General features: G+C 72.1%; 23 protein-coding genes. 12 read left to right on the top strand and 11 right to left on the bottom strand.

What is annotated here, in order from left to right:
• Window positions 1–103 precede the first annotated feature (103 nt).
• The 6 genes from uraD (at window position 104) to EV562_RS08955 (ending at window position 6,567) form a co-directional block, all read left to right on the top strand.
• Complete coding sequence (uraD, locus tag EV562_RS08980; RefSeq protein ID WP_166661680.1) at window positions 104–619, top strand: 2-oxo-4-hydroxy-4-carboxy-5-ureidoimidazoline decarboxylase; 516 nt, start codon at window positions 104–106, stop codon at window positions 617–619.
• Window positions 616–1,017, top strand: coding sequence for a hydroxyisourate hydrolase (uraH, locus tag EV562_RS08975; RefSeq protein ID WP_133886179.1), 402 nt, complete (start codon window positions 616–618; stop codon window positions 1,015–1,017). The genes uraD and uraH overlap by 4 nt, the downstream gene beginning before the upstream one ends.
• Before the next feature lie 7 nt (window positions 1,018–1,024).
• Window positions 1,025–1,960, top strand: a complete 936-nt coding sequence (gene pucL, locus EV562_RS08970) for a factor-independent urate hydroxylase (protein ID WP_133886178.1) — start codon at window positions 1,025–1,027, stop codon at window positions 1,958–1,960.
• 64 nt (window positions 1,961–2,024) lie between these two features.
• Window positions 2,025–3,440 carry a nucleobase:cation symporter-2 family protein gene (locus EV562_RS08965; RefSeq protein WP_133886177.1) on the top strand — a complete coding sequence of 472 codons (1,416 nt, stop codon included), beginning with the start codon at window positions 2,025–2,027 and terminating at the stop codon, window positions 3,438–3,440.
• A gap of 71 nt (window positions 3,441–3,511) precedes the next feature.
• On the top strand, window positions 3,512–4,900 hold the full coding sequence (locus tag EV562_RS08960; protein ID WP_133886176.1) for an 8-oxoguanine deaminase: 1,389 nt from the start codon (window positions 3,512–3,514) through the stop codon (window positions 4,898–4,900).
• A 278-nt stretch (window positions 4,901–5,178) separates the two neighbouring features.
• The gene (locus tag EV562_RS08955; RefSeq protein ID WP_133886175.1) at window positions 5,179–6,567 is read left to right on the top strand and encodes a nucleobase:cation symporter-2 family protein; all 1,389 of its coding nucleotides are present in this window, start codon (window positions 5,179–5,181) and stop codon (window positions 6,565–6,567) included.
• 86 nt (window positions 6,568–6,653) lie between these two features.
• Here the strand turns inward: EV562_RS08955 and EV562_RS08950 are convergent, their stop codons facing one another.
• From EV562_RS08950 to EV562_RS08930, 5 genes are all read right to left on the bottom strand, one after another.
• A complete protein-coding gene (locus EV562_RS08950) occupies window positions 6,654–7,076 on the bottom strand; it encodes an acyl-CoA thioesterase (protein ID WP_133886174.1) in 423 nt (140 codons plus the stop codon).
• A gap of 54 nt (window positions 7,077–7,130) precedes the next feature.
• The gene (locus EV562_RS08945; RefSeq protein ID WP_133886173.1) at window positions 7,131–7,778 is read right to left on the bottom strand and encodes a hypothetical protein; all 648 of its coding nucleotides are present in this window, start codon (window positions 7,776–7,778) and stop codon (window positions 7,131–7,133) included.
• 38 nt (window positions 7,779–7,816) lie between these two features.
• The gene (locus EV562_RS08940; protein WP_133886172.1) at window positions 7,817–8,416 is read right to left on the bottom strand and encodes a histidine phosphatase family protein; all 600 of its coding nucleotides are present in this window, start codon (window positions 8,414–8,416) and stop codon (window positions 7,817–7,819) included.
• 61 nt (window positions 8,417–8,477) lie between these two features.
• On the bottom strand, window positions 8,478–9,146 hold the full coding sequence (locus tag EV562_RS08935) for a 1,4-alpha-glucan branching protein (RefSeq protein ID WP_133886171.1): 669 nt from the start codon (window positions 9,144–9,146) through the stop codon (window positions 8,478–8,480).
• A 118-nt stretch (window positions 9,147–9,264) separates the two neighbouring features.
• Window positions 9,265–10,473: a pyridoxal phosphate-dependent aminotransferase gene (locus tag EV562_RS08930; RefSeq protein ID WP_133886170.1), complete on the bottom strand. Its 1,209-nt coding sequence runs from the start codon at window positions 10,471–10,473 to the stop codon at window positions 9,265–9,267.
• 87 nt (window positions 10,474–10,560) lie between these two features.
• Between EV562_RS08930 and EV562_RS08925 the strand changes: the two genes are divergently transcribed.
• The gene (locus tag EV562_RS08925; RefSeq protein ID WP_133886169.1) at window positions 10,561–11,217 is read left to right on the top strand and encodes a helix-turn-helix domain-containing protein; all 657 of its coding nucleotides are present in this window, start codon (window positions 10,561–10,563) and stop codon (window positions 11,215–11,217) included.
• 151 nt (window positions 11,218–11,368) lie between these two features.
• Here EV562_RS08925 and EV562_RS08920 read toward each other — a convergent pair whose 3' ends face one another.
• The 3 genes from EV562_RS08920 to EV562_RS08910 form a co-directional block, all read right to left on the bottom strand.
• Window positions 11,369–12,178 (bottom strand): hypothetical protein, encoded by an 810-nt coding sequence (locus EV562_RS08920; protein ID WP_133886168.1) that lies wholly within the window; start codon window positions 12,176–12,178, stop codon window positions 11,369–11,371.
• Complete coding sequence (locus EV562_RS08915) at window positions 12,178–13,443, bottom strand: VWA domain-containing protein (RefSeq protein ID WP_133886167.1); 1,266 nt, start codon at window positions 13,441–13,443, stop codon at window positions 12,178–12,180. Before EV562_RS08915 ends, EV562_RS08920 begins: the two co-directional genes overlap by 1 nt.
• 62 nt (window positions 13,444–13,505) lie before the next feature.
• Window positions 13,506–15,047 (bottom strand): IucA/IucC family siderophore biosynthesis protein, encoded by a 1,542-nt coding sequence (locus EV562_RS08910; protein ID WP_133886166.1) that lies wholly within the window; start codon window positions 15,045–15,047, stop codon window positions 13,506–13,508.
• Between the two features lie 102 nt (window positions 15,048–15,149).
• On the opposite strand from EV562_RS08910, the gene EV562_RS08905 reads away from it, so the two are divergent.
• Complete coding sequence (locus EV562_RS08905) at window positions 15,150–16,685, top strand: IucA/IucC family protein (RefSeq protein WP_133886165.1); 1,536 nt, start codon at window positions 15,150–15,152, stop codon at window positions 16,683–16,685.
• A gap of 165 nt (window positions 16,686–16,850) precedes the next feature.
• Window positions 16,851–17,837 carry an intradiol ring-cleavage dioxygenase gene (locus tag EV562_RS08900; RefSeq protein ID WP_166661679.1) on the top strand — a complete coding sequence of 329 codons (987 nt, stop codon included), beginning with the start codon at window positions 16,851–16,853 and terminating at the stop codon, window positions 17,835–17,837.
• A gap of 46 nt (window positions 17,838–17,883) precedes the next feature.
• Here the strand turns inward: EV562_RS08900 and EV562_RS08895 are convergent, their stop codons facing one another.
• From EV562_RS08895 to EV562_RS08885, 3 genes are all read right to left on the bottom strand, one after another.
• Window positions 17,884–18,756, bottom strand: coding sequence for a carbohydrate ABC transporter permease (locus EV562_RS08895; protein ID WP_133886164.1), 873 nt, complete (start codon window positions 18,754–18,756; stop codon window positions 17,884–17,886).
• Window positions 18,753–19,739, bottom strand: a complete 987-nt coding sequence (locus tag EV562_RS08890) for a sugar ABC transporter permease (RefSeq protein ID WP_133886163.1) — start codon at window positions 19,737–19,739, stop codon at window positions 18,753–18,755. The genes EV562_RS08895 and EV562_RS08890 overlap by 4 nt, the downstream gene beginning before the upstream one ends.
• Before the next feature lie 120 nt (window positions 19,740–19,859).
• On the bottom strand, window positions 19,860–21,182 hold the full coding sequence (locus EV562_RS08885; RefSeq protein WP_133886162.1) for an extracellular solute-binding protein: 1,323 nt from the start codon (window positions 21,180–21,182) through the stop codon (window positions 19,860–19,862).
• 273 nt (window positions 21,183–21,455) lie between these two features.
• Here EV562_RS08885 and EV562_RS08880 point away from each other — a divergent pair, with 273 nt between their 5' ends.
• The 3 genes from EV562_RS08880 to EV562_RS08870 all read left to right on the top strand — a co-directional run bounded on the left by EV562_RS08880 (window position 21,456) and on the right by EV562_RS08870 (window position 26,332).
• Window positions 21,456–23,900: a glycoside hydrolase family 2 protein gene (locus tag EV562_RS08880; RefSeq protein ID WP_133886161.1), complete on the top strand. Its 2,445-nt coding sequence runs from the start codon at window positions 21,456–21,458 to the stop codon at window positions 23,898–23,900.
• Entirely contained in the window at window positions 23,897–24,925 is a 1,029-nt protein-coding gene (locus EV562_RS08875; protein WP_133886160.1) for a LacI family DNA-binding transcriptional regulator, read from the top strand. Before EV562_RS08880 ends, EV562_RS08875 begins: the two co-directional genes overlap by 4 nt.
• A gap of 252 nt (window positions 24,926–25,177) precedes the next feature.
• A complete protein-coding gene (locus tag EV562_RS08870) occupies window positions 25,178–26,332 on the top strand; it encodes a cellulase family glycosylhydrolase (RefSeq protein WP_133886159.1) in 1,155 nt (384 codons plus the stop codon).
• Window positions 26,333–26,414 lie beyond the last annotated feature (82 nt).

The raw sequence follows: 26,414 nt of genomic DNA, 5'->3' as shown, positions 1-26,414 counted from the left end.
GGCGGCTTTTCTGACCCCGAATTTTCAACAAAGTGTTGACGGCTTGTTTCCGAGGGCGTTAGCTATCGGCACGCCCGCTCAGCACAAGGCCACGGAGGCTCCCGTGACGTCCACTTCCGCGTCGGGTCTGGCCCGCCTCAACACCCTCGAGGAGTCCTCGGCACGCGCCGAACTCCACGAGGCGTGCGCCTCCACGGCGTGGGCCCGGCACCTGCTCGCCGCCCGCCCCTTCACCACCGCCGAGGACCTGTACGCCGCCAGCGACGCCGCCATGGCCGAGCTGACCGCCGAGGACCTCGCCGAGGCGATGGCCGGGCACCCGCCGATCGGCCGCCCCAAGCCGGGCGACCCGACCTCGTCGCGCGAACAGGCGGGCATGGCCGGCGCCGCCGAGGAACTCAAGGCGGAGATGCTCGAACTGAACCTGGCCTACCAGGAGAAGTTCGGACACGTCTTCCTCATCTGTGCCACCGGCCGGACCGGCGAGCAGATGCGGGACGCCGTCAAGGAGCGGATCGGCAACTCGCCCGAGCAGGAACGGGAGATCGTCCGCGCCGAACTGGGGAAGATCAACCGTATCCGCCTGAACCGACTCGTCGAACAGGACGCCCGACCATGAGCACCAGCACCACCGCCTCCGTGTCCACGCACATCCTGGACACCAGCGCCGGCCGCCCCGCCGGGGACGTCGCCGTCCACCTCTCCGCCCGCACGGGCCTTGAGGCGGACTGGCAGGCGCTCGGCGGCTCCGCGACCGACGCCGACGGCCGGTGCAAGGACCTCCCGGCCCTGCCGGAGGGCACCACCCACGTACGGCTCGACTTCGACACCGAGACGTACTTCGCCAAGAAACAAGCCGCGGCCCAGCAGGACGCCCCCGCGCTCCGGGACAGCGAGAACGGCCGGCCCGTGTTCTTCCCCGAGGTCACCATCACCTTCGCGGTGGTGCCCGGCGAGCACTACCACGTTCCGCTGCTGCTCAACCCGTTCGGCTACTCCGTTTACCGAGGGAGCTGACCGAATCATGACCCGTTTCGTCCTGGGACAGAACCAGTACGGCAAGGCAGAGAACCGCGTCGTCAAGATCACGCGTGACGGCGACACGCACCACATCAAGGACCTGAACGTCTCCGTCGCCCTGTCCGGCGACATGGAGGAGGTCCACCGCAGCGGTTCCAACGCCAACGTCCTGCCGACCGACACCACCAAGAACACCGTGTTCGCCTTCGCCAAGGAGCACGGCATCGAGAGCGCCGAGGACCTCGGCGTGAAGCTCGCCCGCCACTTCGTGGACAACAACGAGCCGATCCACCGGGCCCGCATCCGCATCGAGGAGTTCGGCTGGGAGCGGATCGAGACCTCCAAGGGCGGCGCCCGCTTCGTCGGCTCGGAGGAGATCGCCCACTCCTTCGTCCGCACCGGCCAGGAGACCCGCGTCGCGCAGATCACCTACGACGGCCACGGCATCCAGGTGCTCTCCGGCTTCAAGGACCTGACCGTCCTGAACTCGACCAACTCCGAGTTCTTCGGCTACCTGAAGGACAAGTACACGACCCTCAAGGAGGACTACGACCGGATCCTCGCCACCACCGTCTCCACCTGGTGGCGGCACAACTGGGACGGCGTCGACTCGCACGCCCCGGACTGGGACCGCTCGTACAACGGGGTGCGCAAGCACGCGCTCCAGGCGTTCGCGGAGACGTACTCGTACTCGCTCCAGCAGACCCTCTTCGAAATGGGCGTGCGGGTGCTCAACTCGCGCGACGAGGTGGACGAGATCCGCTTCTCGATGCCCAACAAGCACCACTTCCGCTCGGACCTGTCGCCCTTCGGGATCGACAACGAGGCCAAGGACGGCGCCGTGTACTACGCCGCCGACCGCCCGTACGGCCTGATCGAGGCCACCATCCTGCGCGACGGCGCCGAGCAACTCATCCCGGTCGACATGACCAACCTCTGACGCGGGAAGCGCGCCCCCGGCCGTCCACCAGGACCCGGGGGCGCGCCACACCGGAGGAAACACCATGGCACTGCCTGCGAAAGGGCCCGCCAAAGGCCTGGATCCCACCTCGCCGGAGCACACCGAGGACGCCGTCACGTCCGTGCATCCGGTGGACGAGAAGCTCCACCCCTCGCGGCTCGTTCCCGCCGCGCTCCAGCACATCGCCGCCATGTACGCCGGTGTCGTCACTCCTCCGCTCATCATCGGCCAGGCCGTCGGACTCGACATCGAGGGCCGCACCCGGCTGATCGCCGCGAGCCTGCTCATCGCGGGCGTCGCCACCCTGCTCCAGACCCTCGGCGTCAAGGGCTTCGTCGGCAACCGGCTTCCGTTCGTCAACGCCGCCTCCTCGGCCGGCATCGCGCCCATCCTCGCCATCGTCGAGACCAACGCCAAAGGCAGCCAACTTCCCGCCGTCTACGGCGCGGTGATGGTCGCCGGTGTCTTCTGCCTCGCCGTCGGCCCCTTCTTCGGCAGACTGCTGCGCTTCTTCCCGCCCCTGGTCACGGGTGTCGTCATCACCCTCATCGGCGTCACGCTGATGCCGGTCCCGGTCGGCTGGGCGCAGGGCGGCGACGAGACCGCCGCCGGCTTCGGCTCGATGCGCAACCTCGCGCTCGCCGCCTTCACCCTCGCCGTCATCCTCGTCATCCAGCGCTTCGGCAGAGGCTTCGTCAAGCAGGTCGCCCTGCTCTTCGGCCTGCTGATCGGCACCCTGGCCGCCATCCCGTTCGGCATGGCCGACTTCGACGCCCTGAAGTCCGCGCCGGTCGCCGCCCTGCCCACCCCCTTCGCCTTCGGCGCCCCCGAGTTCCAGCCCGCGGCCGTCCTGTCGCTGTGCATCGTGATGCTGGTCCTGATGACCGAGTCCAGCGCCGGCATGCTCGCCCTCGGTGAGATCTGCGACCGCCGCGCCGACGCCAAGGTCATCACCCGCGGCCTGCGCACCGACGGCCTCGCCACCCTGGTCGGCCCCGTCTTCGGCGGCTTCCCCACCTCCGCCTTCGCCCAGAACGTCGGCGTCGTCTCCCTCACCCGGGTGCGCAGCCGCTACGTCGTCGCCGTCGCCGGCGCCACCCTGCTCGTCCTCGGCGCCTTCCCGGTCCTCGGCGCCGTCGTCTCGCTCGTGCCCATGCCGGTCCTCGGCGGCGCGGGCATCGTGCTCTTCGGCTCCATCGCCGTCAGCGGCATCCGTACGCTCTCCGAGGCCGGGCTCGACGACAGCTCCAACATCATCCTGGTCGCCGTGGCGCTGGGCGCGGGCATCATCCCGCTGGCCGCGCCCACCTTCTACGCCGGCTTCCCCGCCTGGGCCCAGACCGTGCTCGGCTCCGGAATCAGCGCCGGAGCGATCGTCGCGGTCTCGCTCAACCTGTTCTTCCACCACCTCGGCACCCGCGGCCGCCGCACGGCGGCTCCGGCACTCGAATCCTCCTAGGGTCCTGCCGTGCCCTCCCGTGGGCATCCGACTCCCCGCCCGTGGGCCGCACTGAAAGACGAGGAAGCAGCATGGCAGCAGCATCGGCAGCCGAGCGCACCGTCATCGAGAACGCCGCGATCGCCACCGTGGACGCGGACGACACCGAGTACGCCTTCGGTCACGTCGTGATCGCGGGCAACCGGATCGAGTCCGTCGGCGCCGGCCGGGCACCCGAGGGCCTGGAGAACGTCGTCGGCCGGATCGACGCGACCGGACACCTGGTCACGCCCGGTCTGGTCAACACCCATCACCACTTCTACCAGTGGCTCACCCGGGGCCTGGCCACCGACCACAACCTGTTCGACTGGCTGGTCGCCCTGTACCCGACCTGGGCGCGCATCGACGAGCCGATGGCCTACGCGGCGGCCCAGGGGTCGCTGGCGATGATGGCCCGCGGCGGTGTGACCACCGCCGCGGACCACCACTACATCCACCCGCGCGGCGCGGGCGACCTGTCCGGCGCGATCATCCGCGCCGCCCGCGACATGGGCGTCCGCTTCACCCTCGCCCGCGGCTCCATGGACCGCGGCGAGTCCGACGGCGGGCTGCCGCCGGACTTCGCGGTCGAGAGCCTGGACGACGCCCTGGCCGCCACCGAGGACACGGTGCGCGAGCACCACGACGCCTCCTTCGACGCGATGACGCAGATCGCGGTGGCCCCCTGCTCCCCCTTCTCCGTCTCCACCGAGCTGATGCGCCGGGGCGCGGAGCTGGCCCGCCGGCTCGGCGTACGGCTGCACACCCACGGCTCGGAGACCGTGGAGGAGGAGAAGTTCTGCCACGAGCTGTTCGGCATGGGCCCCACCGACTACTTCGAGTCCACGGGCTGGCTCGGCGAGGACGTGTGGATGGCGCACTGCGTCCACATGAACGACTCCGACATCGCCGCCTTCGCCGGCACCGGCACCGGCGTCGCCCACTGCCCCTCCTCCAACGCCCGCCTGGCCGCCGGGATCGCCCGGGTGCCCGACATGCTCGCGGCCGGCGTCCCGGTCGGCCTCGGCGTCGACGGCACCGCCTCCAACGAGTCCGGTGAACTCCACACCGAACTGCGGAACGCCCTGCTCGTCAACCGGCTCGGCGCCCACCGCGAGGCCGCGCTCGACGCCCGCAAGGCGCTGCGCCTGGGCACCCACGGAGGCGCCCGGGTCCTCGGCCGGGCCGCCGAGACCGGCTCCCTGGAGGCGGGCAAGCTCGCCGACCTGGTGCTGTGGCGGATGGACACCCTGGCGCACTCCTCGATCGCCGACCCGGTGACCGCGCTGGTCTTCGGCGCCGCGGCCCCGGTCACGGCGTCGTTCGTGAACGGCCGCCGGATCGTCGAGGACGGCAGGCTGCTCACCGTCGACGAGGACGCCGTCGCCCGCTCCACCCGGGACGAGGCGCGACGCCTGGCGCAGCTCACCGCACGGGGCTGAACGCCGTACGGCAGAACACCCTTTGATCTCCGGCCAGGAGGGACGGCTCCCGGCCGGTAGCCGTGGACCCGAGCGGGGTCCACGGCGACCGACTCCGGGGCGTGCGCCCCTGTGCGCACGCCCCGGATAGGTCTCCCGTTTCCCCGAACGGTCCGTCCCGGTCCCTCCCCCCACGCTCGGCTCCGCTCGAGCGTGAGGTGCCCCCATGACCAGCACCCGCACCACCTCCAAGACACCCGCGTCAGAGCCGACGTGTAACCGACCGGAGGAACGCCGCCGTGGCCGACCACCCTGTAGACGAGAAACTCCCGCCACTGAAGATGGCGACGACCGGCCTGCAACACGTGGCCGCCATGTACGCCGGGGTCGTCGCCCCGCCCCTGATCGTCGGCGCGGCCATCGGCCTGAGCGCCACCGAGCTGACCTTCCTCACCGGTGCCTGCCTGTTCACCGCCGGCCTCGCCACCTTCCTCCAGACGCTCGGCATCTGGAAGATCGGCGCCCGGCTGCCCTTCGTCAACGGCGTCACCTTCGCCGGCGTCGCCCCCATGACGGCGGTCGTCGCCTCCACCGACGACAAGTCCGACGCGCTGCCGATCATCTTCGGCGCGGTCATCGTCGCCGGACTCCTCGGCTTCCTCGCCGCCCCCGTCTTCTGCAAGGCGATCCGCTTCTTCCCGCCGGTCGTCACCGGCACCGTCATCACCCTGATCGGCATATCCCTGCTGCCCGTCGCCTTCGGGTGGGCGCAGGGTCCCGCCCCGACGGCGGACGACTACGGCTCGGGGACCAACCTGGGCCTGGCCGCCATCACCCTCCTCATCGTCCTGCTGCTGCGCCGCTTCACCCGCGGCTTCGTCAAGCAGATCGCCGTACTGCTCGGCCTGGTCGCGGGCACGCTCATCGCCATCCCGTTCGGCGTCACGGACTTCGGCCCGGTCGCGGACGCGGACGTCGTCGGCTTCCCCACGCCGTTCCACTTCGGCGCCCCGCAGTTCCAGGTCGCCGCGATCCTGTCGATGTGCGTGGTGATGGTGGTCTCGATGACCGAGTCCACGGCCGACATGCTCGCCCTCGGCGAGATCGTGGAGCGCCCGGCCGACGAGAAGACCATCGCGGCCGGCCTGCGCGCCGACACCCTCGGCTCCGCCCTCAGCCCGTTCTTCAACGGCTTCATGTGCAGCGCCTTCGCCCAGAACATCGGCCTGGTCGCGATGACGAAGATCCGCAGCCGCTACGTCGTCGCAGCGGGCGGCGGCTTCCTGGTCCTGATGGGCCTGTGCCCGATGGCCGCCTCGCTCATCGCCGTCGTCCCCCGCCCGGTCCTCGGCGGCGCCGGCGTCGTCCTCTTCGGCTCGGTCGCGGCCAGCGGCATCCAGACCCTGGTCAGGGCGAGCCTGGACAAGGACAACAACGTCCTGATCGTGGCGGTCTCCCTGGCCGTCGGCATCATCCCGATCGCGGCGCCGGACTTCTACCACTCGTTCCCGGAGAACGCGCGGATCATCCTCGACTCCGGCATCTCGACCGGCTGCGTGGCCGCCGTCCTGCTCAACCTGGTCTTCAACCACATCGGCGGCCGGGACCGCGACGCCGAGGACGTCACCCACCCGATGGAGGCGGGAGACGAGATCACCGAGGCGTCCCGGAGCGCGGCGATGAAGTGACCCGCACGTGCGACGCGCCGCGGGCCGGGGGCCGGCACCTCTGACCGGAGGTGCCGGCCCCCGGCGCCGTGCCGGCCGCGCCGGTGCTACAGGCCGAACAGCTCCGGCTCCGCCGCCAGTTTCCTGAAGCGCTGCCTCGGGTCCGGCACCAGCCTGCGCTCGGTCAGGTCCATCAGTCCGCCGACGGCGTCGATCTCGGCGGCGACGGTGCCGTCGGCCTTGGTGACGACCTGCCGGATCCGGAAGGTCTTGCCCTCGCCCCACTCGAACGCGCAGCTCACCGTGACCTCGTCACCGGCGAGCAGCTCCCGCCGGTACCGGATGGTCGTCTCCAGGGCCACCGGCCCGACCCCGTCGGCGACCAGCTCGGCCTGCCGGATACCGGCCGCCTGGAGCAGTGACCAGCGGGCGTGCTCCGCGTAGTTCAGGTACACGGACTGGTTCAGGTGGCCCTGGGTGTCGGTCTCGTACCCGCGGACGGTCACGGGAACGGAGAACGGTTCGCTCACGGCTGCTGCCTCTCTTCGCACACGGACGGACGGACCGATCCTGACACGCGGGCGTCACACCTTCCGCGGGGAGGCCAGCAGGTAACGGGCCCGCGTGCGCGGCTCGGTGTGCTCCCCGACCTGCCAGCCCGCCCGCTCCAGCGTCGCCGCGCAGCCCCGCAGCGCGGTGCCGTCCGGCCCGTGGACGGCGACGGCCTCGGGCTGCGGCGTCGCGCGCACCCGGTACCCGTCCTCGCCCCCCGGGCCCGCCGGACGGTGCCCGGCGGCCTCCAGGGCGAGCGCGGCCGCCCGCACGAGGTGCGACCGCTCCCAGGCGCACGGCCGGTCCGTGCTGCCGTCGGGGTGCGTCATCCGGCGCAGCTCCAGCAGCCCCTGCCAGGCTCCGCGCACCTCCCGCAGCCGGGCGGGCCCCGTGGCGCCCGGGGCGGTCTCCTCCCCGCCGACCCGCGCGGCGAACACACCCCCGTCGGCCGGGGCGGTGGCGGGCGCCGGCGCCTCCCGTTCCTCGGGCGCGTCGGCCGCGTCCCGTATCCGGTGCCCGGCCGGGGTCAGGAAGTGGTCGTGCGGGGGCCGCGGATGACGGAAGGCGAGCCCCCGCTTCACCAGCGCCGCGAGCTGGGTCTGCGGACCCCTCAGGCGCCCGGTGACGGGATCGGCGGCGTCGATGACACGCCGCTGCGCGGCGGTGGGCGACAGTGCCACGGCGTCCCTCCTTCGGTGCGCGGTCCTGCCTTCGCAGGCTACGCCGGAGGTCTGACATTCCAGGCGGCGATCACCGGCCGCCCGTGCTCGGTGCCCAGGCGGCACAGCGTGCCCGTGCCCAGCTGGAACAGCGCCCCCTGCGCGGGCGGAAGACCCAGGTGCCGGGCGGTCAGCACCCGCAGGAAGTGCCCGTGCGCCACCAGCACCACGCACCCCTCGGTGTCGGCGAAGGCCGCCTCCACCGTGGCCAGCACCCGGTCGGCCCGCTCGCCCACCTGCTCGGGCGTCTCCCCGGGGTGGTCCGGCGGCCCGGGCGCGACCCCGTCCGTGAACAGGAACCAGTCCGGCCGGCTCCGGTGGATCTCGACGGTCGTGATCCCCTCGTAGCCGCCGTAGTCCCACTCGTGCAGGTCCGGCTCGATCCGCACCGCGTGCAGCCCGATCAGCTCGGCCGTCTCCCGGGCCCGCTGGAAGGGGCTGACGAAGGCCGCTCCGATCCGGTGCGACCGGATCAACGGCACCAGGCTCCGCGCCTGCTCCCGCCCCTTCTCGGTCAGCGGAACGTCCGTCAGCCCGGTGTGCCGCCCGGACCGCGACCACTCGGTCTCACCGTGCCGGACCAGAAAAAGATCACCCATACCCCCCAGGCTACGGCCGCTGCGGCGTCGGCCGTGGGGCGGCCGCCGCGGACGCCCGGGACTACGCCCGGCTGCCGGAGCGGAAGACGGCGAACACGCCCCGGACGCGGGTGCCGTCCGGAGCCTGCCAGGAGCCGGTGATGTGGCCGGCCGCTCCCGGCGGAGCGGCGGACGGGCCGTCCGGGGCCGGCCGCAGGACCCGGTGCAGACGCAGGACCGCGCCGCCGGGAGCGGTCAGTCCGGTGCCGTCCTCGTCGTCGGTCACCGGGAAGTCCGAGAAGTCCGTGAACTCCGGGAAGAGGGAGCCCGCACCGTCGCGGGCGACGACGACGTCCTGGTCGGGGGTGTCGCTGGTGCTCTGGGCCTGGGCCTGCGCCCGGCCTTCCGCGAGGGCCAGCAACTGGGCGGCCAGGACGGGGTCGTGACAGCCGTCGTAGACCCAGCGCTTCCCCAGTACGCCGTGCTCCATGGTGCCGACGAGCGCGTGCCCGGCCTCGTCGAGCGGGGCACCGCGATAGGTGAGCGGGACGAAGTAGGCGGCCCCGGAGGCGTCGGTGACCACCATGAACTCGATTCCCACCTCGCCGTCCGGGTCGTCCAGCCGGAAGCCGCCGGCCCTGGTCAGCTCCGTTGCGTCCGGGCCGCCGCGGTACCACGGGCGGGAGGGCAGCCAGGAGGCGAGCAGTTCGACTTTGGTCGGCTTCAGCGTTGTGTGATGGATGACGGCCACGCCGTGCGGTCCCTCCGGTCGAGTCGATGTGAGCCCTCACACCATCACACCCCACGGGTCGCGGCGGGAGCGGTTTTTGGTCGCGGGGTGGCCGTCCCCGGTCGCGGGGCGGCCCCGGCTACTGCCGGTACCCGCTCAGGAAGCGCCCGATCCGGCCGATCGCCGCCTCCAGGTCGTCCGCGTGGGGGAGGGTCAGGATGCGGAAGTGGTCGGGGGAGGGCCAGTTGAAGCCCGTGCCCTGGACGACCTGGATCTTCTCGCGGAGCAGCAGGTCCAGGACGAAGCGCTCGTCGTCGTGGATCCTGTGGACGGCCGGGTCGATCCGCGGGAACGCGTACAGCGCGCCCTTGGGCTTCACGCACGTGACGCCGGGGATCTCGTTCAGCTTCTCCCAGGCCACGTCCCGCTGTTCGCGCAGCCGGCCGCCCGGGGCGGTCAGCTCGCGGATGGACTGCCGGCCGCCGAGCGCGGCCTGGATGGCGTACTGGGCGGGGGCGTTGGCGCACAGCCGCATGGAGGCCAGCATGGTCAGGCCCTCCAGGTAGTCCTTCGCGTGCTGCTTCGGCCCCGTCACCACCAGCCAGCCGGAGCGGAAGCCCGCCACCCGGTAGGTCTTGGACAGCCCGCAGAAGGTCAGCACCACCAGGTCGGGGGCGAGGGCGGCGGCCGAGTGGTGCACGGCGTCGTCGTACAGGATCTGGTCGTAGATCTCGTCGGCGAGGACCATCAGGCCGTGCCGCCGGGCGAGGTCGAGGATGCCCTCGACGATCTCCTTGGGATAGACGGCGCCGGTGGGGTTGTTGGGGTTGATGACGACGACCGCCTTGGTGCGGTCGGTGATCTTCGACTCCATGTCGGCCAGGTCCGGGTACCACTCCGCCTGCTCGTCGCAGAGGTAGTGCACCGCCCTGCCGCCCGCGAGGGTGGTCACCGCCGTCCAGAGGGGGAAGTCGGGGGCGGGGATCAGCACCTCGTCACCGTCCTCCAGCAGGGCCTGTACGGCCATGGAGATCAGCTCGGAGACGCCGTTGCCCAGGTAGACGTCGTCCACGTCCACCTCCAGGCCGAGCGCCTGGTAGCGCTGGGCGACGGCCCGGCGGGCGGAGAGGACGCCGCGCGAGTCCGTGTAGCCGTGCGCCCGCGGCAGCATCCGGATCATGTCCTGGACGATCTCTTCCGGCGCCTCGAAGCCGAAGAGGGCCGGGTTGCCGGTGTTGAGGCGCAGGACGCTGTGGCCTGCCTCCTCCAGCGCGTCGGCGTGCTCGATCACCGGGCCGCGGATCTCGTAACAGACCTCGCTGAGCTTGTTCGACTGCCGGAACTCCATGCGCGGCTTCCCCTCCGGAATCTGGTGTTGCTTGGTTTTACCAAGTAGCAGCTTGGAAAGTCCAACAACTTGTCTAGACTGCGTCGCATGTCACCGCGCCCTCGCCGTAGCTACGACCAGTACTGTTCCGCCGCCCGCGCGCTCGACGCCGTCGGAGACCGCTGGACCCTGCTGATCGTCCGGGAGCTCCTCGCCGGTCCCCGGCGCTACACCGACCTGCACGCCGACCTGCCCGGGGTCAGTACGGACGTGCTCGCATCGAGGCTCAAGGACATGGAGCGCGACGGACTGGCGACCCGGCGCCGGCTGCCCCCGCCCGGCGCGGCCTACGTCTACGAACTCACCGTGCGGGGACGCGGACTGCTGCCCGTCCTGGAGGCGCTCGGCGCGTGGGGCGCGGGTGAGCTGGGGGAGCGGCGGCCGACGGACGCGGTGCGCGCGCACTGGTTCGCGCTGCCCCTGCTGCGGGCCCTGCGGGAGGCCGGGGCGACGGAGGGGGTCGTCGAGGTCGGCCTGGAGGAGGGGACGTTCCACCTGCACGCCGGCGCCCGCGCCGAGGAGGAGGGCGAGCCCCTGTACGGCGACGGGCCCGCCCCCGGCCCGTCCGACGCCCGGCTCGTGCTGGACGCCGTGACGTGCGCGGCCCTCGGCCGCGGCGAGGTCGGCCTGCGGGAAGCGGTGCGGACCGGCCGCGTCGGGGTGACCGGCGACGGCGCGGCGGCCAAGGCGCTGCGGGAGGACTGAGCGGGAGGGCTGAAACGCCATGAGGCCCGCCGGAGCGGGCCTCATGACGGACCGTGAGGCCGCCGGAGCGGGCCTCATGACGGACTGTGGGGCCGCCGGAGCGCCTCATGACGGACCGTGGGGCCGCCCGAGCGGCCCGCGTGACGGGCGGTCAGGCGCCGGGCGGCACCCGGGAGGGGCGCCCCGTCCCACGGGTCAGCGCGTAGCCGCCGATGCCCGCGAGCGCGGCGAGCACGGCCCCGATCCCGCTCCACACCCAGCGGTCCGACCACCAGCCCGAGGACCAGCCGTCCTCCGGCTCGATGGCGGACAGCACGGCGCTCTGGTCCTCGCCGTCCCCGTCGTCACCGGCCCCGGACGTCACCGCGATGCCCGGCACCAGCGGCTCGGCCAGCGAACCGTCCACCGCCGCGGCGCCGCCGACGTCCTTCGACTCCACCCGGACCTCGGCCGAGACCGGGACGCCCAGATCCGAGGTGGGCACGTCCACCGCCGTCAGCCGGACGTAGTACGTGCCCGGCAGCGGGTCGTTGGCCCACGGCTCGGACCAGGCGCGCACGGTGCGCAGGACGCAGGCCAGCTCCAGGGAGGAGGCCCCCGCGTCCGCGGTGCGGGTCTGGGCGCCCCACTGGCAGGCCTGCCTGCGGCGCAGCCCGTCGTACACGTCGGCCCGCCAGGTCTGGGCGGCGTGCGTCCCGGGCAGCTTCACCGTGGCCTTCACGGTGGGGCGCTGCCCGGCGTCGGCCGGGAACGACCAGTACAGATAGTCGCCCGCGGCACCGTCCGCCGTGGCCACCTGCCCCTGCTCGAACTCGGTCGCCGTGCGGAAGGAGGTGCCCGCAGTGGTCGGCCCGTCACCGTCCCCGGACGGGTTCGCGGAAGGGGAGGAGTCGGCCGCGGCGGGAGCCGCGGCGAGACCGAGCAGCACGACGGCCGCACTCAACACTCGGGTGAGTCGCATCAGTTCGTCCTCCAGATCGCGAACCGCCAGCGGGAGAGCCAGCCCCACAGCAGACCGGCGAGGAAGCCGACCAGCACCAGCAGACCGAGCAGCCACCAGCCGCGGCCGAGGCCGAAGGCGGCCACGTCGTCGGAGTCGCCCGGACCGTCCACGACGTCGACGGTCAGTTCCAGCGGCAGCCCCGGCGTGGTCTTCACACCGGAGGCGACGGAGAAGGAGTTGGTGACCTGGAGGCACACCGCCTCGGCCGGCGCGTCGTCCTCGTCGCTCTCCGCCTTCGGGTACCGCAGTCCCGTCGAGAGCACGTCGGTGCGGCCGTCGCCCGCCGCCTCGCCGCGCACGATCTCCCGGCCGTGCGCCGTCACCGCGCGCAGCAGCACCCCGTAGGACGGGTTCACGGCCCGGTCGGCGCCCACGCTCACCGAGGCGCGCAGTTCCTGGCCCGGCTCCACGTCCACCCGGTACCAGCGCTGCTGCCCGAACTCCTCGCGGTCGGTGTACAGCCCCGACTTCAGCGCCGGCGCCTTCGCGCAGGCGTCCGCGCCCTCCGTGGCGACCGGCGTCACCACCGGGTCGGCCGCACGGTCCACCAACTGGTTGACCTTGTCGGTCAGTTCGTCGGTGTGCTCGACCGAGGTGTAGGTGCCGCCGGTGGCCTCCGCGATGCAGCTGAGCTGCCGGCGCATCTTGGTGTTCGGGACCAGCCCCAGGGTGTCGATGGTCAGCCCGATGCCCTTGGCGGCGATCTCACGGGCCACCTCGCACGGGTCGAGCGGGGCGCAGGTGTCCTCGCCGTCACTGATCAGCACGATGCGCTTGGAGCCGTCCCCGCCGTCGAGGTCGTCGGCCGCCTTCAGCAGCGCGGGGCCGATCGGCGTCCAGCCGGTGGGGGACAGGGTCGCCACCGCCGTCTTCGCCTCGGTGCGGTCCAGCGGCCCGACCGGGTAGAGCTGCGCGGTGTCCTTGCAGCCCGTCTTGCGGTCGTCGCCCGGGTAGTCCGCGCCGAGCGTGCGGATGCCCAGCCGCACCTCCTCCGGCGTCGCGTCGAGCACCTCGTTGAACGCCTGCTTCGCCGCGGCCATACGCGTACCGCCGTCGATGTCCCGCGTCCGCATCGAACCGCTGACGTCGAGCACCAGGTCGACCTTCGGCGCGTCCTCACCCGTGGGTTCACCGGCCACCGCCCCGGCCGGGAACGCCAACCCGGCCGCCAGCGCGGCGAGCAGGGCGCAGGTGCCCGCCGCCAGCCGTGTTCTTGTGATCATCGGCGGATCTTATTGATCCGGGGTACCGCGCTCCAAAACGAGACCGCGCCGATGCCCCGACTTCACCTCCACCGCAGCGGGTTGGGCAGCTCCGTCCACAGATCTCCCGGCCTTCCCGGCGAAGTCCGCATCGCCGTCAGCGCCTTCACCGGCAGTGCCTCCTCGCGCAGGGCCGCGAGGTCCTCCGTGTGCGGCAGCCCGGGCAGCGCCACCTCCAGGGCTCGGCGCAGGGCCGGGCCCGAACCGGCCGTCGCCGCCAGCGCGCCGCCCACCAGCGACCCGAACAACTTCCGTCGCAGAGCGAGGGGTTCGTCGGTGAGGACGCGTGCGGGCAGGTCCGGCACGGTGATGCCGTGCCGGGCCAGACGGACCGGGGAGACGCGGATGTCGGCCAGGTCCCGGTAGACCAGGCGCAGCGGATCGCCCGTCGCGGACAGCACGGCCAGCAGATTCTGGCCGTGGGCCTCCAGGGCGACGCCCAGTTCCAGCGCGCGCAGCCCGACGGTGAGGGCGAGACGCGTGAAGGCCGCCAGCCACGTCGGTGACCCGGGCAGCCCGGTGGTCGCCAGCGCGGCCACCGGGACCACGTGCTCGCCGGGCGCGGCGTACACCACGGGCGGCTCGCGCAGTACGGCGGCCAGTTCGGGGGAGCCGTCCGTGGCCGCGCCCCGCGTGCGGGTCACGTGCAGCAGGCCGTCAAGGCGCGTCGCCAGCACCTCCCCGAACGACGACAGGAGCGCCGACGCCGTGACGGAGGCGACCGAGATGTCCCGCACCGAGGACGTCAGCCGGGCGCTCAGCGCGGTCTTGACGTGCGGCCCGCCGGGCACGGCGAGCGTGCGCAGGGACATCAGCGGGTGCGCGGGGAGCCACGGCAGGAGGGGCCGGTCGAGCACGTGCGCCGCCTGCCACGGATGCACCGGGACCAGCAGCCGGTCCCCGTCCCGCAGCTCCCGGGGCCACACCCCCGTCACCAGGCAGTCCGCCGCCGCGACGGGCACCAGCCCGAGCTTCACCACCGGCGCGTGCTCGGGGCCGTACGCGAGCTGCTCCGCCACCGAGAAGCCCGGCCGCGCACGACAGCCGGGGTGGTACGGGTGCCCGTCGACCACGCGCCGCTCCCAGCCCCAGTCGCCGTCCGGGCACGCGCCGCCCGGCCACTCGTCCGGGTGATTCTCCGGCGCCCCCTCCCGCACGGTCCGGGGCTGCGCGGCGCGGGACAGCGCCAGCGAAGCAGCACTGTGGCCGAGTTCGGCCGCGAACCCCTTCGCCCCCGGTACGGCGAGGTCGGTCATCAGCCGCTCCGGGTCGTCGTACGCGACCTCGCCCATCCGGACGACCGGGACGTAGGCGTCCGTGCGGTACGGGTCGGCGGCCGGACCGGCCAGCCGGCGGCCGTCGCGCAGGCGCAGGACGAGGCCGTCACCTGACCGCTCCCGGTGTTCGATCCACGGCAGCGGTTCGAAGGCGAGCGCACGCCACAGCCGGGACAGCACCGCCGCCCGCGCCCCGGGCAGCTCGGCGGTGAACCGGGCGGCCAGGGCGGGACGGACGGCCGCCAGTTCGTCGGCGAACTCGGCCGCTGTGCCGGGGGGACGGTGCACGGGCAGGCTCCTCGGGTACGGATGCGCGTCATGACGGGAGACATACTGATCGTCCTGATCGTCTCCGTCCTCCTCTCCGCCATGGACCGACCGTAGGGAACAGTGGAACGCGTGGATCTCCTGCCCCCGCCCACCGGCGCCGACTCCCGGGGCGACCTGGCGCGGCGTGCCGACGCCTACGCGGCCGTGCCGCTGCTCAACTGCCTGCTGCGCGAGGTCGCCGAACCGCTGCCGGGCCCCGGCGCCCGCCCCGTGTACCGGCTGCCCGGCGGCAGACTGCTGCGCGTGCGGCCGGGACGCCGGCCCGCGGAACCGGAGGTCCGTACGGCGGCCGGGTGGCACCCGGCCGACCACGCGGAACTCGTGAAGCTCGTCGCCGAGGCACTGCGCCGGCACACCGGTGTGCCCAATCACGAACTGCCCACCGAGATGACCGACAGCCGCGACGCGGTGGCCGCGCTGCTGACGGCACGCGCGCGTGCCACCCCGCCCGCGGACCCCTACCTCCGCTCCGAGCAGTCCCTGCTCACCGGCCACACCCACCACCCGGCCCCCAAGGCGCGCGGCGGCGGCCCGCACGCCGGCTGGCTGCCGTACGCGCCCGAGGCCCACGCCCGCTTCCCGCTGACGCTGCTCGCCGTGCGCGAGGACACCGTCGTCGACGAGGGCGACACCGCGGCCCTGGACGCCCTCGGCAAGGCCCCGCCCGGGTACCGGCTGCTGCCCGCCCACCCCTGGCAGCTGGAGCTGACGGCGCCGGCCCTCGCCCCGGCCTTCGCCGACGGGCGGCTCCTGCGGGTGGGCACGACCGGCTTCTTCGCCTGGCCGACGGCCGCGATCCGCACGGTGTACGCGCCCGAGTACCTCCCGGGACGGGACCTGTTCCTGAAGTTCAGCCTGGACGTGCGCGTCACCAACGACATCCGCCGTCTGTGGCGCCGCGACCTGATGCGGCTGCGCCGCACCGACACGGCGGTCTGCGAGGCGTTCGCCTCCCTCGGGCCCCCCGCCGCCTGGCTCGGCGACCGCGGCCACCGCACCGCGGACTTCGCCTTCGAGGAACTGGCCGTCGTCGTCCGCGACGGCGTACGGGACCACCTCCTGCCCGGTGCGACCCCGCTCCTGGCCGCCGCGCTCGTGGAGGGCTTCCCCGGCAGCCCGCTGGCCGGCGCCGCGGACCCCGCGGCCTGGTGGGAGGCGTACCTCGACGCCGTCGTCCCGCCCGTGCTGACCGCCTTCGCCGACGACGGAGTCGTCCTGGAGGCGCACCTGCAGAACACCCTGATCGCCGTGGACGCGGCCGGCACCCCGGTGCAGGCCCTCTTCCGGGACGCGGAGGGCGTCAAGCTGCTGCCGGACACCGCCCGCGCCGCCGGCTGGGAGCGCCTGATCTACTGCCTGGTCGTCAACCACCTGTACGAGATCGCCGCCGCCCTCACCGAGCACCACCCCCGCCTCGACCCCTGGCCCGCCGTGCGCCGCGCCCTGGCCCGCCACGACCTCCCGGAGATCCCGGCCCTGCTCGACGCTCCCGCCCTCCCCGCCAAGACCAACCTCCTGCTGCGCTGGACCGGCGCGGACGGCGCCGACGCCCGCTACCTCCCGCTGCCCAACCCGCTGCGCCAGGTGCCGGGGTGACGGTCCCGCCTCGCCGTCGGCACCGTACGCAGCCGGCCGGCCTCGAACCGGTCCGCGGTCACCGACTGAGCCGTCGCAGGGCCCGGGCCCGCCCGTCGTGATTCATACCGGGTTCACAGACAGACCCACACGGAACTCACAGGCAGCGTTCCTACTGTCGTGCCCATGTCCAGATTCTCTCTCGAAGAGCCTGACAACGCCGTCGTCTCCCGCCTCGTGTCCCGCCGCCGCGTGCTCGCCCTCGGCGGCGCGGCCGGCGCCGTCGCCGCCCTCGGTGGCGCGGGCACCGTGGCCGGCGCCGCCGACCGGACCGCCGGGGGGCCGGGCGCCCTCGACGCGGTGAAGGCGGCCGCCACCGCGTCCGACGCCTGCATGGCGCTGACCACGGAGCAGATCGAGGGCCCCTACTACATCGACTACGAACTCTTCCGGAAGAACGTGGTCGAGGACCGCACCGGAATCCCGCTCCTCCTCGTGCTGCGCGCCGTGGACAGCGCGACCTGCAAACCGCTGCGCGACTCGGCCGTCGAGATCTGGCACTGCGACGCCTCAGGCGTCTACTCCGGCTACACCCAGACCGGCAACGGCGGGGACGGCGGGACACCGCCCGGCCCGCCGCCGTCCGGTACGCCGACGGCGCCTCCCGACGGGCCGGGCGGGCCGGGCGGTGGGGGCGGTGGGGGCGGTCACGCGACCCCGACCGACGACCTCACCTGGCTGCGCGGCATCCAGATGACCGACCGGCAGGGCTTCGTCACCTTCCGGACCGTCTTCCCCGGCTGGTACACCGGCCGCGCCGTCCACATCCACACCAAGGTGCACACCGGTGGCTCCCGGGGCTCCGACGGCTACACCGGCGGCCGCACCTGCCACACCGGGCAGTTCTACTTCTCCGAGGACGCGGTGCGGGCCACGGCGGACGTCGCGCCCTACTCGGCGAACTCCGTCACGCGCGTCACCCTCGACCAGGACTCGATCTATCCGGGCACCGGGGCGGCCGGCGGACTGCTCGAACTCGTCTACGACCGGCGGCACATCGAGCGCGGCGTCATCGGCCACCTCACCATGGCGGTCGACCCCGACGCCGTGAACGAAGGCGACGGCGCACCCGGCGGCCCCGCCCCGACCGCCTCCCCGTCACCCTCAGCCTGACACGCGGATCGTCCGCCGGCCGGCGCCGGCCGGCGGGCCCGCGGCGCTACTTCGTCGCCCCCTGGGCGAACCCGTTGTAGATGTACCGCTGGAGGAACAGGAAGACCACCAGCGTCGGCACGATGACGAGCACGGCCCCGGCGGAGATGTTCTCCCAGTGCGCCCCGAAAGGCCCCTTGAACCGGAACAGGGCCGTCGACATGGTGCCGAGGTCCTCGGAGGGCATGTAGAGGAAGGGGATGTAGAAGTCGTTGTACGTGGTGATCCCCTTGATGATGACCACCGTCGCGATGGCCGGCTTCAGCAGCGGGAAGATGACCTTCCGGTAGATGGTGAAGGAGTTGGCGCCGTCGAGCCGCGCCGCCTCGTCGAGGGACCTCGGGATTCCGCGGATGAACTGCAGGAAGATGTAGATGGCCACGATGTCCGTGCCCATGTACAGCAGGATCGGCGCCCAGCGGGTGTTGAACAGGCCGAAGCTGTTCACGACCTGGAAGGTGGCGACCTGCGTCGTCACGGCCGGCACCAGCGTGGCGACCAGGAACAGGGCCATCACCAGCTTCTTGAAGCGGAAGTCGAAGCGGTCGATGGCGTACGCCGTCATCGAGCCGATGATCACGGTGCCGGTGATGGAGAACAGCAGGATGAAGGCCGTGTTGCCGAAGGCCTTCAGCAGGTGGCCGTCGTTGAAGGCCGTGGCGTAGTTGGAGAAGTTGAGCCAGTCGTCCGGCAGGGCCAGGGCGCCCTGGCCGTCGGAGACCTCCCCGTAGGACTTGAGCGAGGTCAGGAAGATCACGGCGAGCGGCAGCAGCACCACGACGGAGGCGACGACCAGCGACAGGTACGTCAGGGCGGTGCCGACGCGCGGACGGCGGCGGGCCCGCTCCTGCGGGCGGCGGGCGGGGGCGGTGAGGGTCATACGAGATCCACCTTCTCGTCGGGCACGAGGCGGCGCTGGATCCAGGTGATCACCAGGATGATCGCGAGCAGCACCACCGCGCAGGCCGAGGCCAGGCCGGTCTTGTTGAACTGGAAGGCGAACTTCACCGTCTGGATGACGAACGTCGAGGTCTCCGTCGCACCGCCGGTCATGATGTACGGGATCTCGAAGACGGACAGCGAGCCGGAGACCGCCAGGATGACGCTCAGGCTCAGCACCGGCCGGATGCTCGGCGCGATGATGTGCCGGAACTGCTGCCACCGGCTCGCGCCGTCCAGCTGGGCGGCCTCGTACAGCTCGCCGGGTATCGACTGGATCGCGCCGAGGAACAGGACGAAGTTCAGGCCGGTGAAGCGCCACACGGACACCCCGGCCATGGAGGTGTTGGCCGACTCCGGACTGCCCAGCCAGGCGTGGTCGGTGCCGACGCCGAACCAGGACAGGACCGAGTCGAGCGTGCCGCCGTCCTGGAAGAAGTACAGGAAGACGAAGCCGATCGCCACGCCGTTGATCAGGTACGGGAAGAACAGGATGCCCTTGAAGAGGTTCCTGAAGCGCAGGTCGAAGCTGAGGACGGCCGCGAAGTACAGGGCGACGACGATCTGGACGACGGACGCGGCGAGGTAGTAGAAGCTCACCGCGAACACCCGCAGCAGCTCGGGGCGGGTGAAGATCTCGGTGTAGTTCTCCGTGCCTACGAAGGCGCGGTCGGGGCTGACGCCGTCCCAGTCGGTGAAGCTGTAGTAGATCATGTTGCCCACCGGCACGTAGGTGAACGTGATCAGCAGGGCGAGCGGGGCCAGCAGGAACAACCACGGCGTGAGGACGCGCATCGGCCGGTCGCGCCGTGAGGCGCCGGCCCGCGCGCGGTGGCGGGAGGGGAGCTTGCCGACCCGGTCCGGCGCGGCGGCCGGGGCGGGCGGTGACGCGGTGGAGACGGTTCGGGTTCGGGTTCGGGGCATCGCGGTGCCAGGGCCTTTCGTCGTCCGCTGAGGGCGCTGGGCGCCGGGTCCCGCTCACCGGGTGGCGAGGCGGGACCCGGCGGGTGCGGGAGTCGGTGCTGCGTCCGGGTGGGCGCCGGCTCAGGAGCCGACGGTCCGCCGGGCCTCGGACCAGCGCTTGTTCAGATCGTCGAAGTAGCCTTCGAGCGAACCGTCCGTGGCGCCCCGCGCGATGTCGATGAGCTTCTTGCGGTAGTCGGGCTTGTTGAGCCCGATCTCGGAGGCGTTGTCGACGGCGTTTACCTCGGCCGTCTTCGCCTCGGACCGCTCGATCATCTTGACATCGTTGTCAACATACTCCCGGAGTGTCGTCGGCATCCCCTCGGACCTGAGGGCGGAGACGGCACCCTCCTCGGCCGCGTAGCCGGACTTCTCCGTGAACCAGTCGATCCACGCCCGGGCGGCCTCCTTGTGGTCGGAGTGGACGTTGACGGCCTGCTGGTAGTCGGAGACCAGGGTGGCGCAGAACTTTCCGTCCCGCTGGGACGGGACCGGCATGAAGCCGATGTCGTCCGGGTCGCGCCCGGCCGTCTCGGCGGCGTCCCGCATCTGGTCGACCGCCCAGGAGCCCAGCATCATGCTGCCCACCTCGCCCTTGGCCAACAGGGTCTTGGAGCTCTCCCAGTTGGTGGTGGCCGGGTCCTTCTCCGACAGCTTCCCGTGCACGATGTCGTGCAGCAGCGTGTCGAGGGTGCGCAGGTCGTTGCCCTTCGCCCAGGGCTCGTCCATCCCGGCCAGCTTGTCGGAGGCCTGGGTGTCGCAGCTGACCGAGCCGACACCGTTGGTCCAGGGGCTCTCCAGCGGCCAGCCGTCCTTGAAGTTGGTGTAGTACGGGGTGGCTCCGGTCTTCTCCTTCACGGCCTCGAGGTCGTCGAGGAACTGCCCGGTCGTCGTCGGCCAGTCGGTGATCCCGGCCTTCTTCCACACCGCCTTGTTGTAGACGAGGCCGTTGGCCGTGCCGAAGGTGGCGATGCCGTACGTCTTGCCGTCGACGTCGGTCTTGTCGGTGAAGCGGTACGTGGACTTCATCGACGACGTCTCGCCGAGCGGCGCGAAGAAGGTGGGGTAGTCGCCCTTGGCGACCGCCGACGGGATCAGCAGGACGTCGCCGTAGTCCTCCGTGTTCATGCGGATCTTCACCTCCCCCTCGTAGTCCGTGAGGCCCTCGAACTCGACCTTCACCTCGGGGTAGGTCTTGTTGAACTCGGCGGCGTACTTCTTCATCGTCCCGTCCTCGACCAGGTCGGTGCGATTGGTCAGCACGGTGATGTCCCCCGAGACGCCGTCCGGGTTGACCGGCGCGGCGGCGGTCTCGCCGGCGTTCGGGCTGCCTCCTCCGCCGCACCCCGCGACGGTCAGCGTCACGGTGGCGAGCAGAGCGACGCCCAGCGTCCTCTTCCCCATGTGCCCAGCTCCTTTCCAAGGATCACGGCTCGGGCTCCGGTGGTGGTGTCGGCGACTATGTCAGCCAGTCGTTAACCGGTAAAGCTCGTCTTTCGCTCGCGATACTCAATCGTTACCTCGGGCGAGGGCGCAATCAGCTCTACCGGCGGTTTCCTCGCTCCATCCGAAGATCTTCTGTCGAGATGTGAGGGCTAGACCGGTTCACTTCTGTGGGGTTAGGTTGAGCCGCGTTGCCCCACGACAACGGGCCCCGTCCCGCCGAAGGAGCCGTCCATGAAGGAAGTCGTCCCGCTCACCGAGGGCTGGAGCCTGAACCACGACGAGAAGCCGCTGCCCGCCCGGGTCCCCGGCTGCGTCCACACCGATCTGCTCGCGGCCGGCCTGATCCCGGACCCCTTCCTCGGCGTCAACGAACCCGACGCGGCCTGGGTCGGACGACGGGCCTGGAGCTACGTCCGCGACCTGCCCGCCACCGACACCGACGGGGAGCCGTACGAGCGGACCGATCTGGTCTTCGACGGCCTGGACACCGCCGCGACCCTCACCCTGGGCGGGCGGGAACTGGGCCGCACCCGGAACATGCACCGGCGTCACCGCTTCGACGTGACCGGTCGGCACGGCCTGCTGGAGGTGCGCTTCGCCTCGGCCTACGACGAAGCGGCCTCGGTGCGGGCGCTGACGGGGGAGCGTCCCAACGTCTACCCGGAGCCGTTCCAGTACATCCGCAAGATGGCGTGCAGCTTCGGCTGGGACTGGGGCCCGACCCTGGTGACCGCGGGGATCTGGCGTCCGGCCCGGCTGGAGCGCTGGTCGACGGCCCGGCTGGCGGACGTGCGCCCGCTGGTGACCGTCGACGGCGGCACGGGGCGCGTCGAGGTGCACGTCGAGGTCGAGCGGACCGCGCGGGGGACGGCCCGCCCGCTCGCCGTACGCGCCACCGTCGGGGACGGCATCGCCGAGGCGCGCGGCGCGGTGGAGGGCACGCGCGCGGTGCTGACCCTGGAGGTGCCGGACGCCTCCCTGTGGTGGCCGCGCGGTTACGGCGACCAGCCCCTGTACGACCTGGAACTCACGCTGACCGAGGCCGGTGACGGTGCCGACGCGCGCCCCCTCGACTCGTGGCGCCGGCGCATCGGCTTCCGCACCGTGGAGGTGGACCGCTCGGCGGACCGGCACGGCACCGGATTCACCCTGGTCGTCAACGGTGAACGGATCTTCGCGCGCGGGGTCAACTGGATCCCGGACGACGTGTTCCCGTCCCGGATCACCCCGGAGCGCTACCGCACCCGGCTGCGCCAGACGGCCGACGCCGGAGTGGACCTGGTGCGGATCTGGGGCGGCGGCATCTACGAGGACGACGCCTTCTACGACGCCTGCGACGAGTTGGGTCTCATGGTCTGGCAGGACTTCCTCTTCGCCTGCGCCGCCTACCCGGAGGAGCAGCCACTGCGCGGCGAGGTGGAGGCCGAGGCGCGCGACAACGTTGTCCGGCTCATGCCGCACCCCTCCCTGGTGCTGTGGAACGGCAACAACGAGAACCTCTGGGGCTTTCGCGACTGGGACTGGGAGCCCGAGCTGCGCGGCGACTCCTGGGGCGGCGGCTACTACCTGGACCTGCTCCCGCGGATCGTCGCCGAACTCGACCCCACCCGTCCCTACACCGCGGGCAGCCCCTGGTCCGGCTCCTGGGACCACCACCCCAACGACCCGGCCCACGGCACCCACCACTCCTGGGAGGTATGGAACCGCCGGGACTACGCCGAGTACCGCGACTCGGTGCCCCGGTTCGTGTCGGAGTTCGGCTGGCAGGCCCCGCCCGCGCTGGCGACCCTGCGGCGCGCGCTGCCCGGCGAACGGCTCGCGCCCGACTCGCCCGGCATGCTGCACCACCAGAAGGCCGAGGACGGCAACGGCAAGCTGAACCGGGGCGTGGAGCGCCACTTCGTGCTGCCCGAGGACGACTTCGACCGCTGGCACTACCTCACCCAGGTCGTGCAGGCCCGCGCGGTCGCCACCGGGATCGAGCACTGGCGTTCGCACTGGCCCGTGTGTGCCGGGACGATCGTCTGGCAGATCAACGACTGCTGGCCGGTCAGCTCCTGGGCGGCCATCGACGGCGACGGCCGCCTCAAGCCGCTCTACCACGAGCTGCGCCGGGTCTACGCGGACCGGCTCCTCACCCTCCAGCCGGGCGACGGCGACGACGCCCTGCCCGTCCTCGCCCTCGTCAACCAGTCCGCCGATCCCTGGCAGGCCCGCGTGACCCTGCGCCGGCTGCGGGCGGACGGCACCGTGGTGGCCGAGCAGGTGATCGACGCGGCCGTCGCCGCCCGCTCGGTGCACCGGCGGACCGTGCAGCCCGACCTGGCCCCGGTGCCGGCGTCCGCCAAGGAATTCCTGGTGGCCGACGGCGACGGCCTGCGCGCCGTGCACTTCCCCGTCACGGACCGGGAGTTCGCCTACCCGGCCCCCCACTACGACGTGGCCGTCGAGTCCCCGGTGGGTGCGGGGACGGGTAGTGTCGAAGTCGTGGTAACCGCACACACCCTCGTACGCGACCTCCTCCTGCAGGCCGACCGGCTCGGACCGGACGCGGTCTGCGACACCGGGCTGCGCACCCTGCTCCCCGGCGAACAGCTCCGCCTGCGGGTCGCGGGCGCCGCGGAGACCGGGGCCAACGCCGTACGAGCGGCCCTCTTCTGTGTGGAACCGGCGTGAGCACACCGTCCGTCCGCGTCACCATCAAGGACGTCGCCGCGGCCGCCGGCGTCTCCAAGGGCGCCGTGTCCCTGGCCTTCAACGGCAAACCCGGGGTCTCCGACGCCACCCGGGAGCGGATCTTCGCGGCGGCCCGGCAGCTGGGCTGGGCCCCGAATTCCTCGGCCCGCAGCCTCTCGCGCCAGTCCGTGGACACCGTGGGGCTGGCGATCTGCCGGCCGGCGCGGCTGCTGGGCCTGGAGCCGTTCTACATGGAGTTCGTCTCCGGCATCGAGAGCGTGCTGGCCGAGCGGGACTGCTCCCTGCTGCTGCGCCTGGTCGGCTCGCTGGAGGAGGAGATCGGGCTCCAGGAACGCTGGTGGCGGGAGCGGCAGGTAGGGGGCTCCATCCTGGTCGACTTCCATCAGGAGGACCCCCGGATCGGCCCGCTCGGGCGCATCGGCCTGCCCGCCGTGGCGGTCGGCCACCCGTCCCTCACCGGCGGTTTCCCGTCGGTGTGGACCGACGACGCCGCAGCCGTCGCCGAGGCGGTGCGCTACCTGGCGGTGCTGGGACACCGGCGCATCGCGCACGTGGGCGGCCCCCGCGGGCTCGGGCACAGCGCCATCCGGACGACGGCGTTCGAGCGGACCATGAGCGAACTCGGCCTGGACCGCGGCCCGCACCTCGAGACGGGCTTCTCGGGTGAGGACGGCGCCCGCGCCACCCGCTCCCTGCTGCTCTCCGCCGAGCGCCCCACGGCGATCCTGTACGACAACGACATCATGGCGGTCGCCGGTCTCGGCGTCGCCGCCGAGATGGGCGTCTCCGTGCCGGAGGACCTGTCGCTGCTGGCCTGGGACGACTCCCAGCTGTGCCGGCTCACCCACCCGACGCTGTCCGCGATGAGCCACGACGTGCACGGCTTCGGGGCGCAGGTCGCGCGGGTGCTGTTCGAGGTGCTGGCGGGCAACGACGTGCCGTCCCGGCCGGTGGCGACACCGTCCCTGGTACCGCGGGCGTCGACGGCGTCGCCCCGCGCGTAGCGGCGGCGCGACGAGTGGGCCGAGAGGGGCGTGACATCATGTCGCGCCCCTCTTTCTGCTAAACCGCTAAACCTGCTGACCAGGGGGTAAGACCCTTCGATTCACGCTGCTCACCTGCGCAAATGTCCTCTGCGCAACTGATTGACAGACTGGGCGGGTGTCCCTACGGTCCCTATCGGTTAACCGGTAAATGTCGATCCCGTGAACACGGGACAACGTTGTCAGGTTCATGCTCGCCTTCGAAGGAGACCCATGCGTAAGCCAAGAAGCACGCTGATCACGACCGCGGGGGTGGCGTTCGCCGCCGTCCTGGGTCTGCTGTTCGCCCTCGCCGGTCCCTCCGCGGGAAGGGCGGAGGCCGCGGCCGGCGGTATCCACGTCGGCAACGGGCGCGTGGTCGAGGGCAACGGCAACGCGTTCGTCATGCGCGGCGTCAACCACGCCTACGCCTGGTACCCGGACCGTACCCGCGCCATCGCGGACATCGCGGCCAAGGGCGCCAACACCGTCCGCGTCGTGCTCGGCAGCGGCGGTCGCTGGACGAGGACGAGCGCCTCGCAGGTCTCCACGCTCATCGGCCAGTGCAAGGCCAACAAGGTCATCTGCGTCCTCGAGGTGCACGACACCACCGGCTACGGCGAGGACGGCGCCGCCACCAGCCTGGACCAGGCGGCCGACTACTGGATCAGTGTGAAGAGCGCGCTGCAGGGCCAGGAGGACTACGTCGTCGTCAACATCGGCAACGAGCCCTTCGGGAACACGAACTACACCGCGTGGACCGCCGCGACCAAGGCGGCCATCGGCAAGCTCCGCGGCGCCGGACTCCACCACGCCCTGATGGTCGACGCGCCCAACTGGGGCCAGGACTGGTCCGGCACGATGCGCTCCGACGCGGCCTCGGTCTTCGCCTCCGACCCCGACCGCAACACCGTCTTCTCCATCCACATGTACGGGGTCTACGACACCGCCGCCGAGGTGCGGGACTACCTCAACGCCTTCGTCGGCAAGGGACTGCCCATCGTCGTCGGAGAGTTCGGGAACCAGCACAGCGACGGCAACCCCGACGAGGACGCCATCATGGCGACGGCCCAGTCCCTCGGCGTCGGCTACCTCGGCTGGTCCTGGAGCGGCAACGGCGGCGGGGTCGAGTACCTCGACATGGTCAACGGCTTCAACGCCAACTCGCTGACGAGCTGGGGCAACCGCATCTTCTACGGCAGCAACGGCATCGCCGCGACGTCCAGGAGGGCGACCGTGTACGGCGGTGGCGGCGGCAGTTCGGGCGGTACCGCGCCCAACGGGTACCCGTACTGCGTGAACGGCGGTGCGTCCGACCCGGACGGTGACGGATGGGGCTGGGAGAACAGCCGGTCCTGCGTCGTCCGGGGCAGCGCGGCGGACCACTGATCGGACCGACGGCGACGCCCCGCCCCTGAGGATCGGCGCAGGGCGGGGCGTTCGGGCATGCGGAGGCGTCGGCAGCCCCGCG

The sequence above is a fragment of the Streptomyces sp. BK208 genome, assembly GCF_004364245.1.
Lineage (GTDB): Bacteria > Actinomycetota > Actinomycetes > Streptomycetales > Streptomycetaceae > Streptomyces.
Note: the sequence above shows the minus strand (reverse complement) of the source record. Positions and strands in the feature narration are given on the sequence as shown.